The 13,455-nt window shown below is 65.6% G+C and carries 15 protein-coding genes; 8 read left to right on the forward strand and 7 right to left on the reverse strand.

What is annotated here, in order from left to right; genetic code table 11:
- Nucleotides 1–36: 36 nt before the first annotated feature.
- From WFK61_RS17235 to WFK61_RS17260, 6 genes are read left to right on the forward strand one after another with little or no spacing between them, the layout of a single operon-like run.
- Nucleotides 37–654, forward strand: coding sequence for a glutathione S-transferase family protein (locus WFK61_RS17235; RefSeq protein ID WP_336813373.1), 618 nt, complete (start codon nucleotides 37–39; stop codon nucleotides 652–654).
- Nucleotides 647–1,852: a CaiB/BaiF CoA transferase family protein gene (locus tag WFK61_RS17240; protein ID WP_336813313.1), complete on the forward strand. Its 1,206-nt coding sequence runs from the start codon at nucleotides 647–649 to the stop codon at nucleotides 1,850–1,852. Before WFK61_RS17235 ends, WFK61_RS17240 begins: the two co-directional genes overlap by 8 nt.
- A gap of 11 nt (nucleotides 1,853–1,863) precedes the next feature.
- Entirely contained in the window at nucleotides 1,864–2,478 is a 615-nt protein-coding gene (locus WFK61_RS17245; RefSeq protein ID WP_336813314.1) for a carboxymuconolactone decarboxylase family protein, read from the forward strand.
- Nucleotides 2,471–3,346 (forward strand): amidohydrolase family protein, encoded by an 876-nt coding sequence (locus WFK61_RS17250; protein ID WP_336813315.1) that lies wholly within the window; start codon nucleotides 2,471–2,473, stop codon nucleotides 3,344–3,346. Before WFK61_RS17245 ends, WFK61_RS17250 begins: the two co-directional genes overlap by 8 nt.
- Before the next feature lie 40 nt (nucleotides 3,347–3,386).
- Nucleotides 3,387–4,166 (forward strand): enoyl-CoA hydratase/isomerase family protein, encoded by a 780-nt coding sequence (locus WFK61_RS17255; protein WP_336813316.1) that lies wholly within the window; start codon nucleotides 3,387–3,389, stop codon nucleotides 4,164–4,166.
- The gene (locus WFK61_RS17260) at nucleotides 4,167–4,946 is read left to right on the forward strand and encodes an enoyl-CoA hydratase-related protein (protein WP_336813317.1); all 780 of its coding nucleotides are present in this window, start codon (nucleotides 4,167–4,169) and stop codon (nucleotides 4,944–4,946) included.
- 3 nt (nucleotides 4,947–4,949) lie between these two features.
- Here WFK61_RS17260 and WFK61_RS17265 read toward each other — a convergent pair whose 3' ends face one another.
- The gene (locus WFK61_RS17265; RefSeq protein WP_336813318.1) at nucleotides 4,950–5,669 is read right to left on the reverse strand and encodes a GntR family transcriptional regulator; all 720 of its coding nucleotides are present in this window, start codon (nucleotides 5,667–5,669) and stop codon (nucleotides 4,950–4,952) included.
- 203 nt (nucleotides 5,670–5,872) lie between these two features.
- Here WFK61_RS17265 and WFK61_RS17270 point away from each other — a divergent pair, with 203 nt between their 5' ends.
- A complete protein-coding gene (locus WFK61_RS17270; RefSeq protein ID WP_336813319.1) occupies nucleotides 5,873–7,327 on the forward strand; it encodes an aromatic amino acid ammonia-lyase in 1,455 nt (484 codons plus the stop codon).
- 231 nt (nucleotides 7,328–7,558) lie between these two features.
- On the opposite strand, the gene WFK61_RS17275 is transcribed toward WFK61_RS17270, so the two are convergent.
- The 6 genes from WFK61_RS17275 to WFK61_RS17300 form a co-directional block, all read right to left on the reverse strand.
- On the reverse strand, nucleotides 7,559–8,464 hold the full coding sequence (locus WFK61_RS17275) for a TIGR01459 family HAD-type hydrolase (protein WP_336813320.1): 906 nt from the start codon (nucleotides 8,462–8,464) through the stop codon (nucleotides 7,559–7,561).
- Between the two features lie 31 nt (nucleotides 8,465–8,495).
- On the reverse strand, nucleotides 8,496–9,326 hold the full coding sequence (gene phnE, locus WFK61_RS17280) for a phosphonate ABC transporter, permease protein PhnE (RefSeq protein WP_336813321.1): 831 nt from the start codon (nucleotides 9,324–9,326) through the stop codon (nucleotides 8,496–8,498).
- Entirely contained in the window at nucleotides 9,323–10,129 is an 807-nt protein-coding gene (gene phnE, locus WFK61_RS17285; protein WP_336813322.1) for a phosphonate ABC transporter, permease protein PhnE, read from the reverse strand. The genes phnE (WFK61_RS17280) and phnE (WFK61_RS17285) overlap by 4 nt, the downstream gene beginning before the upstream one ends.
- Nucleotides 10,126–10,941 carry a phosphonate ABC transporter ATP-binding protein gene (phnC, locus tag WFK61_RS17290; RefSeq protein WP_336813374.1) on the reverse strand — a complete coding sequence of 272 codons (816 nt, stop codon included), beginning with the start codon at nucleotides 10,939–10,941 and terminating at the stop codon, nucleotides 10,126–10,128. The genes phnE (WFK61_RS17285) and phnC overlap by 4 nt, the downstream gene beginning before the upstream one ends.
- Nucleotides 10,942–10,979: 38 nt before the next feature.
- Nucleotides 10,980–11,969 (reverse strand): phosphate/phosphite/phosphonate ABC transporter substrate-binding protein, encoded by a 990-nt coding sequence (gene phnD / locus WFK61_RS17295; protein ID WP_336813323.1) that lies wholly within the window; start codon nucleotides 11,967–11,969, stop codon nucleotides 10,980–10,982.
- 115 nt (nucleotides 11,970–12,084) lie between these two features.
- Nucleotides 12,085–12,852: a DeoR/GlpR family DNA-binding transcription regulator gene (locus WFK61_RS17300; protein WP_336813324.1), complete on the reverse strand. Its 768-nt coding sequence runs from the start codon at nucleotides 12,850–12,852 to the stop codon at nucleotides 12,085–12,087.
- 109 nt (nucleotides 12,853–12,961) lie between these two features.
- Here WFK61_RS17300 and WFK61_RS17305 point away from each other — a divergent pair, with 109 nt between their 5' ends.
- The gene (locus WFK61_RS17305; RefSeq protein ID WP_336813325.1) at nucleotides 12,962–13,099 is read left to right on the forward strand and encodes a hypothetical protein; all 138 of its coding nucleotides are present in this window, start codon (nucleotides 12,962–12,964) and stop codon (nucleotides 13,097–13,099) included.
- The last annotated feature ends 356 nt before the right edge of the window (nucleotides 13,100–13,455 follow it).

The raw sequence follows: 13,455 nt of genomic DNA on the forward strand, positions 1-13,455 counted from the left end.
TTGCGCCGATCGAACCGGGAGCGAGCAATGGGCGATATGACACTTCACTGGTCGCCACGATCGCCTTTCGTGCGGAAAGTGATGGTGGCTGCGCATGAGCTGGGCCTGACCGATCGACTGACGCTGCGGCGCACGGTCGTCCAGATGACGAAGCCGAATCCGGACCTGTTGCCCGACAATCCGCTGAGCAAGATCCCAACCCTGGTGCTGGCCGACGGCTCGGCGCTGATCGATTCCGGGGTGATCTGCGAATATCTCGATTCACTGGCCGGTGGCGGCGTCATCATTCCTGCCGCGGGGGCGGAGCGCTGGCGCGAGCTGAGCCGGCATGCGCTGGCGACCGGCTTTCTCGACCTGCTCATCCTCTGGCGCAACGAGCGCAACAAGCCCGCCGAGAAGCAGACGGCGGAATGGCTGTCGAGCTTCGCAACCAAGACATCGGCCACCCTCGCGCGGTTCGAGGATGAAGCCGGCCCGATCACATCCGGGCCGCTGCAGCTTTCGGGGATCGCGCTCGGCTGCTGCCTGTCCTATCTGGATTTCCGCTTCGAGGATCTGGACTGGCGGGCGAGCCATCCCCGGCTGGCGCCATGGCATGACGCCTTCCGCCAGCGCCCCTCGGCCATCGCGACGGAGGTCCGCGACGATGGCTGAGACCCAGCGCCAAGGCCCCCTCAGCCATGTCCGCGTCCTCGATCTCAGCCGGATCATGGCCGGCCCGTGGGCGACCCAGATCCTCGCCGATCTCGGCGCCGACGTGATCAAGGTCGAGCGTCCCGAGGCCGGCGACGACACGCGGGCTTGGGGGCCGCCCTACCTCAAGGACGAGGCCGGCAACCCGACCAGCGAGGCCGGCTATTACCTCTCGGTCAATCGCGGGAAGCGCTCGATCACCGTCGATATCACCAGCGCGAAAGGGCAGGATATCATCCGCCGGCTGGCCGCCAGGAGCGATATCGTCGTCGAGAACTACAAGGTCGGGACGCTCTCCCGTTACGGCCTCGACTACGCGGCGCTCAAGGCGATCAATCCCCGGCTGATCTTCGCCTCGGTGACCGGCTTCGGCCAGAGCGGCCCGCGCAGATCGGCCGCGGCCTATGATTTCGCGATCCAGGCCATGGGCGGCCTGATGAGCGTCACCGGCGAGCGCGAGGGCATGCCGGGCGCTGGACCCCAGAAGGTCGGCGTTCCCATCGTCGACATCATGACCGGCATGTACACGGCCGTCGGCGTGCTCGCGGCCCTGGTCAGGCGCAACGAGACCGGCAAGGGCGACAATATCGACCTCGCCATGCTGGACGTTCAGACCGGATTCCTCGCCAACCAGGCGATGAACTGGCTGGTTTCGGGCCGCGCGCCGGTGCGCGGCGGCAATCGTCACCCGAATATCCAGCCTCAGGATGTTTTCCCCTGCGCCGACGGCTTCATCGTCCTCGCCGTCGGCAATGACGGGCAGTTCGCCAAGCTCTGCGAGGCTCTGGGCGAGGCGCAATGGGCGCAGGATGCGCGCTTCGCCACCAACCCGGCGCGCGTGACCAATCACGGCCTGCTCGACCCGTTGCTGCGCGCTGCTTTCGGCCGCTTCAATCGCGACGCTCTGATTGCGGCGCTCGATGCGGTCGGCGTCCCCTGCGCCCCGATCAACACGGTCCCCGAGGTCTTCGACGACCCTCAGGTCAGGCACCGCGGCATGCTGCGTAACCTGCCGCATCCGCTGGCCGGCAAAGTTCCGCAGGTCGTGAGCCCGCTGAATTTCGAGAACGAGCCGCTCTCGTTCGACCGTCCCCCGCCTTTGCTCGGGGAGCATACCGACGAGATTCTTCGCGATATCGGCCTGGCCGAACAAGCTTGATGGAAGACAGAATGGGGCGCCTTCACCTACCGGCCGTCGATGAACTCACCGCCGATCAGCGCAAGGTCTATGACGAGGTCATCTCCGGGCCGCGCGGGCGGCTGGTCGGGCCGCTGCGGGCCGTGATCCACAGCCCGGAACTCGCCACGCGCTGGTCCAGGCTCGGCGAATTCCTGCGCTACTCGACGCTGCTGCCCGCGAAGCTCAACGAACTCGCCATCATCGTCGTCGGGCGCCACTGGAACAGTCAGCTGGAATTCTACATCCATGCCGAAGCGGCGAAGGTCGCGGGCCTCGACGCCGCCTGCATCGAGGCCATCCGGCTCGGCCAGGCGCCGGTCTTCGCCGAGGATGAAGAGCAGGAGATCTATGACTATGCCCGCCTGCTTCTGCAGGCCGGCACGGTTCCCGATGCCGTGCATGCCGCGGTCGTCGAGAGATGGGGGCCGCGCGGCGCCGTCGAGCTCACCGGCGTGATCGGCTATTACACGATGGTGTCGATGACGCTGAACGCCCACGGCATCCCGCTGCCGGACGGAGCCTCTCCTCCTCTCCCCCGCTTACAGGACGGGCCGACATGCCTGCCGGCTTCCACCCGCCCGGACGAGGCGAGCAGCCGTGACTGAAACGGTCGCACCACGGTCACATCATGCGCCCGGATGGGCATTGCCTGCAGGGGCGTGCGACTGCCATGCGCATGTCTTCGGGCCTTATGAGCGCTTTCCGGTGTCCCACCAGATGCATTACGCGGCGCCGCTCGCTCCGGCGCAGGCGCATCGCGACATGCTGGACCGCATCGGCCTGTCCCGCGGCGTCCTCGTCCAGCCCGGCGCCTATGGCGAAGACCCTGCGCCGATCCTCGATGCCCTGTCCTCCGCGAACGGCCGTTTGCGAGGGATTGCAGCGGCAAGCGAACGGGTGCCTCCGTCCGATCTCGACAGCTGGCATACAGCAGGTATCTGCGGCCTGCGGTTCAACGACATGACGGTGCCGGGCGGAACCGGCCCTTTCCCAGGCTCGGTCGGCACAGACACCCTCCCCGCCGTGGCGCCCGGCATGCGGGCGCGAGGCTGGCATGCCGAGGTCTGGGCGGGAATAGACCGGCATGCCGCGAATCTGCCGCTCTATCGCAGCAGCGGCATTCCGATCGTGCTCGACCACATGGCCGGCCTCCAGATCGCGCGCGGGCTGGGCGATCCCGCCTTCAACGCGATTCTCGCAGCGCTTCGGGAAGGCTGGCTCTGGATCAAGCTCGTCCTGTGCCGCATCTCCCAGGACCTGCCGGATTATGCCGATGCCCGGCCGTTCCATGATGCGCTGATCGCGGCGAACCCCGAGCGGATGATCTGGGGCTCTGATTGGCCGCATCTGCGCCTGGCCGAGCGAACTCCCGATATCGGCCACCTGCTCGACCTGTTCGCCGACTGGGTTCCGGATGCCGAGCAGCGACGGCGTATCCTCGTCGACAATCCCCGTACGCTCTACGGATTCTGACGCCGGCGCGAAGCCGCACCGCTACGATATGGAGTTTGAGATGGCTGACGCCCTGGAATGCCTGACGGTCAGCGTCAGCGATTTCGTCGCGACGGTGACGATCGACCGCCCCCCGGTGAACGCGCAGAACCGCCAGTTCCGGCAAGAGATCGTCGCTGTCTTCGACAGCCTCAGCGACCGCACCGATGTAAGGGCGATCGTGCTGACCGGCGCCGGCAAGACCTTCTCGGCAGGGGCCGACCTGAAGGAGCGGCCCGGTCTCGCGGAGGAAGCCGGCGCCTATCCGCGCCATAACCGCCTCGTGCGCGCCTCCTTCGACACCGTGATGGAATGCGCCAAGCCGGTCATCGCAGCCGTCAACGGCGCGGCCATCGGCGCGGGCTGCGTGCTGGCCTTGTGCTGCGACATCATCCTCGTGGCGGAAGAGGGATTCTTCGCCATGACCGAGGTCGATGTCGGGCTGGCCGGTGGCGTCAGCCATGTCAGGCGGTTCTTCCGGGAATCCGATGCGCGGTTGCTGATCTACACCGCGCGCCGGGTGCGCGGCGCCGAGCTCTACCGGATGGGCGTCGCCTCGGATTGCGTGCCGGCCGAGCGCCTGCTCGGATTGGCCCAGGAGATCGCGCGCGAGATCGCGTCGAAGAGCCCTTCGGCGGTCCAGGCCGCCAAGCGGTCGTTCAACGTCACAGAGGGTCTCGAACTGCGCGACGGCTATCGTTTCGAGCAGTCGCAGACCGTTGCCTTGGCCTCATCCGAGGACACCAAGGAGGCGCAGCGCGCCTTTGCCGAGAAGCGCAAGCCGGTCTTCGGGGGCGGCTAGATGACCTCGTCCGAACCTGTCACCCGGCACCACGCTTCCGATGGTGTCGCGGTCATCACGCTGAACCGTCCGGAGCGCCGCAACGCGCTCAACCTCGATATCAAGGCACGCATTGCCGACGCGGTCCTTGCACTCGAGGCCGATGCGAGCGTGCGCGTCATCGTCCTGACCGGGGCCGGCGGCTACTTCATCGCCGGCACCGATATCGCCGAGATGGAGCCGATGGGCCCGGCCCAGCATCAGGCGCTGGCGACCGACCGGATGTTCACGGTGCTGCGGCACTGCCCGAAGATCCTGATCGCGGCCGTCGAGGGCTATGCCTTGGGTGGCGGCTGCGAGACGGCGCTGTGCTGCGACATGATCGTCGCCGGCGAAAGCGCACGCTTCGGCCAGCCGGAAATCCGCGTCGGCGTCATGCCCGGCGCCGGCGGCACGCAGCGCCTCCTGCGCACCATCGGCAAATACCGCACCATGAAGCTCGCCCTGACGGGCGAGACCTTGACCGCGACTGAGGCTTTCCAGGCCGGGCTGCTCTCGGAGGTCGTGCCGGATGGCAGCGCCCTTGATCGCGCCCTGGCATTGGCAAGCACGGTGGCAGCGATGCCGCCGCTGGCGGTCCAGGCGATCAAGGACGTCGTGCAGCTCGGGCAGGACGTGCCCCTGGAGACGGCGCTCGCGCTGGAGCGCAAGGCCTTCGTCCAGCTTTTCGACACCAGGGACCAGAAGGAAGGCATGCGCGCCTTTCTGGAGAAGCGCCCGCCCCGGTTCGAAGGGCGCTGATATCTAGCGCAGCTTGACGTCGAACTTGACGACATCCCCGCGATAGATGCCCTTCGCGTCGAGGATCAGCATGCCGTCCTGATCGAGGGCTTGCCGATGAACGAAGGCGACCGGCGAATCCAGAGAAATCCCGAGCGCCTCGCTGGTCTCGATATCGGCCGTGCCGATGGTCAGCGTCTGGCGGGCATCCATGATCTCGACACCCTCGACTTCGGAGACCAGCCGCAGAGCCGTCTTCGATTCGAGGTCGCGCTGGGACATGCGATCACGAAGCCGCTCGTCGATATGGAGATCCGCCAGAAGGAAAGGCTGGCCATGCCGCCAATGCCGGCGCCGGACATGCCGATAGGAAGGGGCAAGCGTTCCGATCTGCCCCTCGAAGCCATGCAGGGCCCTGTCGGCCTCGTCATGCAATATCTCGATCGTCGCGTCATAGCTCGGGCGCAGCAGGCCCGACCAATCCGTCCCGACGGCACACCACAGATTCTCGGCCGGCCGCCGGCGCACGAAGGTGCCGCGGGCGCGATAGCGCTCGATCAGCTCCTCGTCTTCCAGCAGGTCCAGCGCCTGGCGGATCGTCGCCCGCGCCACGCCGCATTCGGTGGCGAGTTCGTCGACGGTCGGAATCTGTTCCCCAACCTGCCATTGCCCGGCCTCGATCCGGCGCCGGAACAGGGTGGCGAGCTGGTGATAGCGGGAAATGCCGGATCTTTTGAAATCCAACGGCTTTGATGAAACGCTGCGGACGATCATGCGGCTCCCAATCTGACCTGCGACGATCCGCAGGCTACCGCAACGGCCGGCTGTTGACGAGCCGCAGGCACATCATTAATTCAATGAACTAGATTATTGTCCTTTTATTGATCGGTTCTGCGGCGCTGCGCGACCCGATTGCAGATTGCCGCCAAACCCCGGGACCGATCATCATGCAGGCCATCGTCGAGATTTCCGGCCGGACCCTGGACCCGGCGGGGATCGTCCAAGCCGCCCGGTTCGGAGCGCGCGTGGTTCTTGCGCCAGAGGCGATGGGACGCATCGGCCAGGCGCGCGGGGTCGTCGACGAGGTCGTCCGCAAGGGCGAGAAGATCTATGGCGTCACCAGCAGCGTCGGCGCCAAGACCGGCACCATGCTTGCTCCCGACCGGATTCCCGAATTCAACCGCCGCCTGCTTCTGACCCATAACATGGGGCACGGCCCCCTCGCCTCGCGCGAGACGGTGCGGGCGATGATGGTCGTCCTGCTCAACAGCATGGCGACGGGTTATCTCGGCGTTCGGCCGGTGATGGCCGAGATGTTGGTCGAGGCGCTGAACACCGATCGCCGCATCGACGTCCATCTCTGGGGTTCGATGGGCCAGAGCGACATGTCGCCGATCGCGGATCTGGCGCTGGACCTCTACAAGGACCATGAATTCGCGGCCGGAGAGGCGCTCGCGCTGCTGAATTCCAGCGCACTCTCGATCGGCACGGCGGCGCTTGCCTTCCACGACCTCTCGCACATGCTCGATTTCGCCACCCTGGCAGGTGCGTTCAGCATGGAAGGCTTCGCGGCCAATCCCTCGATCGTTTCGGAGGCCGCGCTGAATTCGCGCCCCTTCGACGGCGTGCTGCGCCATGGCCGCGCGATCCGCACCTATCTCGCCGGCAGCTACCTGATGCAGCCCGGCGGGCCGCGTCATCTCCAGGACCCGCTGAGCTTCCGCTCGCTGCCACTGATTCACGGCAACGCCGCGGACAGCCTCGCCTTTGCAGGCAGGCAGCTCGCCGTCGAACTGAGCGCGAGCCAGAACAATCCGATCGTGGCGATCGAGCAGCGCCAATTGGTCTCGGTCGCCAATTTCGACATGGTGGCGCTGGCGATGGCGCTGGATACCGCCCGGCTTGCGATGGTGCCGGTCGTGACCAGCTCGACGGAGCGGCTGGCCAAGCAGGCCGATTCCTTCTGGTCGGGCTTGAGCGTCGGCCTGATCGAGGAGGATGGCGTCGGCTTGCCGGGCTTCAACGGCCTCGCGCAGTTTCACAAGTCGATCACGTCGGAGGCCCGGCTCCTCGGCGCCCCGGTGGTGAATGAGCTTGCGAGTTCGAGCCATTCGAACGGCAATCTCGATCGCGCCAGCATGGCTGGCCTCGCGGCGCGGCGCACGGCGGAGCTGGCCGCGCTCTGCCGCTCGATCTTCGGCATGGAGCTCATGGTGGCGGCGCAGGCCGTGGATATGCGCAAGGTCAAGCCGCTCGGCGCCGTGACCTCCGAGCTATTCGCCTTCGTCAGGCGCGCCATTCCCTATGCAGGTGCCGGGCAGCGTGTGCCTCACGCCGGGCAAATGATGGACCACCTCGCCGCGAATGAGGCCGAGATCGCCCGCTTGATTGGACTAGCCTGACGCGCGCCTCTGCCTTGGGCCGGTGCATCGCAAGCCCCCGAGCGGCGACGCAAGGCCTGAATTCGCCGCAAGGGCGTGTCCATTGTCGGGAGTTCAGCCAACCTTCGGAAGCGGCGCAAGGCGGCCAATCCCGATGCCCCGCCGTTGGACCTCGGCGCGCTTGACGTTGCTCCCGACATTGCGACGCGCCGTCATAGGCGCCCTCTGGGCGTCACCGTTGCGAATATTCCGTCATGGCGTTGCCGACCCGAACGAGCCGATGGAACTGCTCTTGGTTCCCCCGCCTGGCTCCCAGGCGAATGTCGGCAGGCAATATTGCGGCGCATCGGTGTTGCGGGCGAACAGGGCGTTGCAGCTCCGCTGAAACGCCTGATTACCCTCGTTCCAGCTCAACTCGTCACGATGAATGCCTCCCGCGATGAAGAGGCAATCCACACCGGCGCGCGCCGCGCCAGCAACGTCGTGTTCGAGCGAATCTCCGATCGCGAGCAGACGACCGGGCGGCAATCCCAGCCGCTGCAGGCACGTGCGATAGATGCGGGCTTCCGGCTTGCCGTGATAATGCACCGTCCCGCCCATCCGCTCATAGGCGAGTGCGACTGCGCCGGGCGCCTCGAGCAGGCGCCCGCCCGGATGGACACGCTGGCGATCCGGGTTCGCGCAAATCATCGGCAGGCCCAGCCGCAGGGCGCGTTCCAGCAGGGGCCGCCACCCGCTGACGGATTGCCTCTCGGCATCGATGCTAAGCGTAAAGAGGAAATCGGCCTGCTCGGGGGTTTCCACAAGCGCGAGGCCCAGGCCGCCGGCCAGATGCTCCTCGCCGGGGCGCGTGAGCGGCAGACAACGCAGCCCCAGATCGCGATAAGCGGGCTCGTCGCGCTTCAGCAGCGCATCGCGGGCATCATCGCCCGCGGAAACAACGACATCGTAGAGGCCGCGCTGAAAGCCCATGCTAGCGAGAATCGCTTCGTTCTCGCTGCCTCCGCGTCCCGAATTCGAGAGGATGATGACGCGTTTTCCGGCTGCGCGCAGCGCTTCAAGGCAGGCCACGGCTCCGTCATGAGCGACAGCGCCGTCGTGCAGCACCCCCCACTGGTCCAGCAGGAAACCGTCATAGCGCCCGGCCAGCTGGGCCATGCCCTCCAGGAAGCATGTCTGCCGAGGCAGATCAGACGATGCGAGAACGGACATAGGCAGAAAGCGCCTCGCTGATGATGACGATGCCGAGAATGGCGATCAGGATCACGATCGCCTGCGACCAGGCGAACTGGTTGATCGAGGCGTAGAGCAGCAGCCCGATGCCGCCGGCGCCGACGAACCCGAGCACACTCGACTCGCGCACATTGATGTCCCAGCGATAGATCGAGGTGCCGATCAGCACGGGCAGGATCTGCGGCAGGATGGCGACGCCATAGACCTGCAAGGTGCTGGCCCCGGTCGATTCGACGGCCTCGATCTGGCCGGCATCGACCTCTTCGATCGCCTCGGCGACGAGCTTGGCGATGAAGCCGACCGAGCGCGCCGCGACCGCGCAGATGCCGGCGACCGGCCCCGGCCCGAAAATCGCGACGAAGAGGAGACCCCAGATCACCGTATTGATCGAGCGCGACAGTACCAGCATGGCACGGCCGATCAGCCAGGTCGCCTGGTTGTAGGTGGTGTTGCGCGCGGCGAGGAAAGCGACCGGCAGGGCGAAGACGATGGCGATCATCGTGCCAAGCGTCGCGATATGCAGCGTCTCGATCAGCGGCTGGACGATGCGCGGCAGATAGGTCCAGCGTGGTGGCCACATCCGCGAGATCAGGTCGGCCGCCTGCTCATGCGCATCGGCGAAGAAGGCCCATTCGATGTCGAGCGCCGAGACCGACCAGGCAGCGGCGATCGCGATGCCGCCGAGCCAGACCCACTGCACGATGCGCTCGCGCAGCGAATAGCGTTCCCAATGGTCGGGATAGCTGCGCTTCGGCGTGCGGCCTTGCGGAAGCTGGTGCGCGGTCATCTCAGCCTCCGCCGGGCCCAGTCGCTGAACCATTCGCCGAAGGCGACCATCGCCGCGATCGTCAGCAGGATCGCGCTGGCGAAGTCGAAATCATAGCGCGAGAACGAGGCCGAGAGCGTCTGGCCGATGCCGCCGGCACCGACGATGCCGATCACGGTTGAATGCCGGAGATTGGAATCGAGCCGATAGATCAGCACGCCCAGCGTCTTGACCAGAACCTGCGGCACCACCGCGTAGAAGAAGGTCTGGCCGAAGCTCGCGCCGGTCGCACGGATCGCCTCGACCGGGCCGGGCTTCATGTTCTCGATATCCTCGGCCAGCATCTTGCCGAGGAAGATCGCCGAGGAGAAGGCGAGCGTCAGCAGGCCGGCGACGGGGCCGAAACCGAACAGCTTCACGAAGAAGATCGCAATGATGACCTCGTGGAAGGTCCGGCCGGTGACGATGAAGGCGCGCGCCAACAGGTAGAGCGGGCGCGGCGAGAGATTGGCCGCAGCCGCGATACCGATCGGGATCGACAGCACCGCGCCGATGATCGTCGCGGCGATCGCGATCTGCACGCTCTCGACCATGCCGGTGAGCAGCAGCTCCCAGCGGCCGAAATCAGGCGGGACCATCCGCGCCAGGATCGTCCAGGCGCGCGGCAGGCCGGCGAGGATGCGGGCCGTATCGACATTGAGCGTCGAGAGCGACCAGACCAGATAGGCGCAGACCAAGGCCCAGAAGGCGAGCCTGCGGCTGGGGCTGCCGAAGATGCTCGGCGCGCGCCAGCGGCTCGGATAGGAGGCGACGGCCGTGGTCATGACAGCGCGCCGACGGGAGCCATCGTTGTAGCCGGTGTGGGAGCTTCGTCGTCCTCGTCATGCGGGGCCGACCAGTCTTCCTCGCCATAGATCCGGGTCAGCGCCGCATCGGTCAGAGCCGAGGCCTCGGCGTCGAACACGATCAGCCCGTCCTTCATGCCGATGATGCGGTCGGCATGGGCGCGGGCGAGCGCGACGTCGTGAATATTGATGATCGCCGGGGTCTGGCGTTCGGCCACGAGCTCGCGCACCAACCGCATGATCTGGCGCGAGGTCTTGGGATCGAGGCTGGCGGTCGGCTCGTCGAGCAGCAGCAGGTCCGGCCGCTGCATCAGGGCGCGCGCGATGCCGACGCGCTGGCGCTGGCCGCCGGAGAGCGCATCCGCCCGCTGGTTATGATAGCCGTCGAGCCCGACGCGATCGAGCAGTGCGAAGGCAGCCTGGATATCCTCGGGCGGAAAACGATAGCGCAGCGAGGCGAAGAGACCGGTATAGCCGAGCCGCCCCGAGAGCACGTTCTGCATCACGCTCAGCCGCTCGACTAGGTTGTATTCCTGGAAGATCATGCCGATCCGGCGCCGCGCGGCACGCAGGCCCTTGCGGTCGAGCGCGACGATATCCTCGCCGTTGAGCCGCACACTGCCGGCGGTCGGCTCGACCAGCCGGTTGATGCAGCGGATGAAGGTGCTCTTGCCGGCACCGGACGAGCCGATCACGGCAACGAGCTGCGGCCGGTCGATGACGACATCGACGCCACCCAAAGCCTTCTTGCCGGTCGGATAGACCTTGGTCAGCCCCGCGACGGCCAGCAGCGGAGCGCCGCCGGCCGAAGCCCCCGAAACAGCAGACATCAATCGCCCTTCAGCTTCGAGAGGCCATCCTGGGTATAGGTGATGCCGCTATTGCTCTGGATCAGGATGATGTCGCCCCAGGCGTCCTTGTAGCTCAGCTCCTTGAAGCCCTTGGTGTCCTTGAACTCCTTGGCGAGCGCCGAATTGAGGAAATCGAAGCTCAGGAAAGCCTGCTTGATCTTGGCCTGCAGTTCCGGCTTCAGGTCATGGGCGATGCCGAAGGCCGTGCGCGGAAACGGGCTCGATTCATAGACGATGCGGATATCGTCGCGCTTGAACATGCCGCGGTCGGCCATGCGCTCGACCACGCTGGAGGCGACCGGCGCGGCGTCGTAGTCCTTGTTGACCACGCCCATGATCGAGTTGTCGTGCTTGCCGGAATAGAGGACCTCGTAGTCCTTGCCGGGCACGATGCCCTTCTCCTTGAACAGGATGCGCGGCGCGGTATCGCCTGAGTTCGAGGATGGCGCGACGTGGGCGACGCGCTTGCCCTTGAGATCGGCGATGGTCTTGATCGGAGAATCCTTCGGCACGATCAATTGCAGCGTATAGCCGATCGAATCGTCCTTCTTGGCCATCGCGACGATCGGCACGAAGCCGGCGAGATTGACCGCGAAAGGCGTCGGCCCGCTGGCGACGCCGGCGATATGGAGACGGCCCGAGCGCATCGCCTCGACCTGCGCGGCATAGGATTCGGCGCCGAACCATTTGATCTTCTTGCCGGTCGTCTTGCTGAGATGAGCCAGGAAATCGGCGAAGACGTTCTCGTAGACCGACGGGTCCTCCACCGGCGTGTAGGAGAAGATCAGCGTGTCCGGGTCCTTCTGCTTGGACGCATCGGCCGGCGTATCGGCGAGCAGGTCGCGATTGGCGTCGCAATAGCGGGCATCGAGCGTCCCGCGATTGGCGCAATCCTGCGCCTGGGCCGGTCCGGCAAGCCCGACACCGAGAGCAAGCAGGCAAAGGGACGCGATCTTGGCACGCAGCATGGCAACCTCCCCGGAAGCGGCGCTTTTGATCAGCGCTCGCGCATAATTTCTTCCATCCTGATCAATATCGATCAGCGTTACAAGGGTTGCCGGCTACGCAGTTACCTCTATCCGCCTATGCGACAAGCCAGCGGCTGCCGCTCTTGCGCCAGCTTTCGCGCAATTGCTCGGTCGGTTCGGCATCGACGACGAACATATCGACCATGCCGGGTTCGGCGATCCTCGCCGTGCCGACCTGGCCGAACTTGCTGTGGTCCGCAAGCACCACGGTCTGGCGAGACCGCGCCATCGCCGCCTGACGAACGGCGATCTTCTCGAGATCGAAATCCATCGGCGCGCCATCGTCGTCGAAGCCGCCGGCACCGAGAATGGCATAGTCGAAGCGGAAACCGGCAATCACCTTGATGGCCTGCTGGCCAACAAGGGAGCCATTGGCGCCGCGCGTGGTTCCGCCTGTGACCACGACTTCGAAGACGCCGCCCTGGCAGAAGATTTGCGCGACCGAAACACTCGCCGTGACGACGCGCAGCCCTGGCTTGCCTAACAATGCACGGGCAGCAGCTTCGACAGTGGTACCTACGTCGAGGAACACGGAAGCGCCTGCCGGCACGATCTCCGCCAGAGCCGCTCCGATCTGCTGCTTGCCCTTGGTTGAAATGGTGAGTTTCTGCGCATAGGCCGAGCGAATGCCGCCTGACGCGAGGCCGGCGCCGCCATGGAAGCGCTGCAGATAATTCTGTTCCTGCAAGCGAATGATTTCGCGTCTGACGGTCTGGGGCGACACCTCGAAGCGGGTTGCCAAACTCTCGATCGTCGTGAAGCCGACCTCCTGCACAGCGGCGAGAATCTGCTTCTGGCGAGACGTAAGGCCGAGCGGCGGCATATTGATCCATCAGCAACGGGGCGGAGCGCGATTCCGGAACTCAGTAAAGCAGCGAATATAGGCGGGGGCCAAGCCCGCCTGCCCCAGGCCTCAGCGCGGTGTTATATGAATGCAGCACTGGTCCTCGGCAGAAGCGCCCGGCGCGTGCGACATCAGCGACGGTCGCATCGCCCCTTCTTCAGCCCGTGACGATGATGCGGAGATGCCGGCCTCGCCCGCCGCCTTGATCGAAGCGGAAGCCGATTAATCGACGAATACGGTGATCGGCCGGCGGACATGGCGCTGACCATCACGCCTTCGAAGGCCGAGCGTCGAGGCTGGATTCGTGCTGCACCAAAGCGAGCCTAAAGCCGGCTTCAAGCAAGCTAAAAACGGGCAATCATCGATAAATATCAAGTATTGGCGCGCCATTCAAGATAAAACTGCGAACACTTATATAATTGAAATAACGATGTAATTTTTGTTCTACCCTAAGCCTAAACCCGGCCAGCTCGAACTGCCTGACTTCCGAAGCTGGCCCGTTTCCGACATCGGTAAGGTCCGGTTGTCGGCAGCCGGATCGGGTGGCCTTCGGCATCAACGAGGGCGTTGGATACCAAGGGA

Origin of the sequence: Allobosea sp. MMO-172 (genome assembly GCF_037147855.1) — a bacterium.
In the GTDB taxonomy this organism is placed as follows: domain Bacteria; phylum Pseudomonadota; class Alphaproteobacteria; order Rhizobiales; family Beijerinckiaceae; genus Allobosea.

Coding starts and splice junctions, on each gene's coding strand:
- WFK61_RS17300 (WP_336813324.1), bottom strand. CDS start 12,852: ATGCCGCCGCTCGGCCTTACGTCTCGCCAGAAGCAGATTCTCGCCGCT.
- WFK61_RS17245 (WP_336813314.1), top strand. CDS start 1,864: ATGGGGCGCCTTCACCTACCGGCCGTCGATGAACTCACCGCCGATCAG.
- WFK61_RS17270 (WP_336813319.1), top strand. CDS start 5,873: ATGCAGGCCATCGTCGAGATTTCCGGCCGGACCCTGGACCCGGCGGGG.
- phnE (WP_336813322.1), bottom strand. CDS start 10,129: ATGACCACGGCCGTCGCCTCCTATCCGAGCCGCTGGCGCGCGCCGAGC.
- phnE (WP_336813321.1), bottom strand. CDS start 9,326: ATGACCGCGCACCAGCTTCCGCAAGGCCGCACGCCGAAGCGCAGCTAT.
- WFK61_RS17260 (WP_336813317.1), top strand. CDS start 4,167: ATGACCTCGTCCGAACCTGTCACCCGGCACCACGCTTCCGATGGTGTC.
- WFK61_RS17235 (WP_336813373.1), top strand. CDS start 37: ATGACACTTCACTGGTCGCCACGATCGCCTTTCGTGCGGAAAGTGATG.
- WFK61_RS17305 (WP_336813325.1), top strand. CDS start 12,962: ATGCAGCACTGGTCCTCGGCAGAAGCGCCCGGCGCGTGCGACATCAGC.
- WFK61_RS17240 (WP_336813313.1), top strand. CDS start 647: ATGGCTGAGACCCAGCGCCAAGGCCCCCTCAGCCATGTCCGCGTCCTC.
- WFK61_RS17255 (WP_336813316.1), top strand. CDS start 3,387: ATGGCTGACGCCCTGGAATGCCTGACGGTCAGCGTCAGCGATTTCGTC.
- WFK61_RS17275 (WP_336813320.1), bottom strand. CDS start 8,464: ATGGCCCAGCTGGCCGGGCGCTATGACGGTTTCCTGCTGGACCAGTGG.
- phnD (WP_336813323.1), bottom strand. CDS start 11,969: ATGCTGCGTGCCAAGATCGCGTCCCTTTGCCTGCTTGCTCTCGGTGTC.